Raw genomic sequence first — 1,370 nt, forward strand, 5'->3', positions numbered from 1 at the left:
TGCGCGGGAAGCCTACCGGGTCAAACTCTTCATGGAGAAGATCGACCAGAACCAGAAGACCCTGGTGTTCTGTGCCACGCAGGAACATGCTGCAGCTGTCCGTGATTTAATAAACCAGAACAAGATCAGCAAGGATCCGAACTACTGTATACGGGTAACCGCCAATGACGGTGCTGAAGGTGAGAAATGGCTACGGATTTTCCAGGATAATGAGAAGACAATTCCGACAATACTCACTACTTCACAGAAACTCTCAACCGGCGTCGATGCCCGCAATATCCGTAATATCGTGCTAATGCGTCCGGTAAACTCCATGATCGAATTCAAGCAGATTGTGGGTAGGGGTACCCGCCTGTTTGACGGAAAGGATTACTTCACCATCTATGACTTCGTGAAAGCCTACGAACATTTCAGTGACCCGGAATGGGATGGTGAACCACTTGAGCCAGAACCTTGCAAACGCTGCGGCAATATACCCTGTACCTGCGAGAAAACGCCCCCTGGACAGTGTCCTGTATGTGGCAACAGCCCCTGTACTTGCGAAAAAGAGCCTCCCGGTTCTTGTTCGGAGTGTGGTGAAGATCCTTGTATCTGCCAGAAAAAGGTCAAGATAAAGGTCAAATTGGCAGATGGAAAGGAGCGTACCATCCAGCATATGTCGGCAACTACCTTCTGGAGCCCAGACGGGAAACCCATGTCAGCTGCCGAATTCGTTGAAGGGCTATATGGTGAATTACTGCCGACGCTCTTCAAGGATGAAGATGAGTTGCGTGCACTGTGGGGAGATCCTGTAACTCGCCAGAAACTTTTAGTCAGTTTGGAGGAAAAAGGCTATGGCGAAGAGCAGTTGGTTGCTATTAGGGAACTGATCAATGCCGAAAAAAGCGATCTTTTCGATGTGCTCGCCTACATCGCCTTTGCCCTTTCCACCATAACCAGGGAAGAACGGGTCAACCTCAACAGGGAGCAGATATTCAAACACTACCAGGATAAGCAGCAAGAATTCCTGGATTTTGTCTTGGAGCACTATGTCACAGAGGGTGTTGGTGAACTGGCACAGGAAAAACTGCCTGATCTTCTGGAATTGAAGTATTTCTCTGTGGGGGATGCTGTGGCAGAACTTGGGAGTGTTGCTGAAATACGGGATGTATTCATCGGATTTCAGAAGCACTTGTATGCGCCTCAGCAGTAATTACTGGAAAAAGCAGATCAAAGATCTGCCTAGTTGATCTCAATATCCACCAAGTAGCTAAATAGTGTCCATCCAAAAATGCCAACCTATTGAATTAACGTAAAAAAACATCGAGAAGTTGCTGGGAAATTCCTGGTGAGCTGGGTATAATTTATAGCTAAGCAATTGACTATAAAGG

Annotated in this window: 1 protein-coding gene; it reads left to right on the plus strand. The window is 47.3% G+C overall.

The window, feature by feature from the left end:
- Positions 1-1,192 (plus strand): type I restriction-modification enzyme R subunit C-terminal domain-containing protein (locus ACOCD2_RS20070; RefSeq protein ID WP_419625957.1); only part of this gene is annotated, 1,192 nt, incomplete at its 5' end.
- Positions 1,193-1,370 lie beyond the last annotated feature (178 nt).

The sequence above is a fragment of the Thiolapillus sp. genome, from assembly GCF_048562965.1.
Classification (GTDB): domain Bacteria; phylum Pseudomonadota; class Gammaproteobacteria; order Chromatiales; family Chromatiaceae; genus Thiolapillus; species Thiolapillus brandeum_A.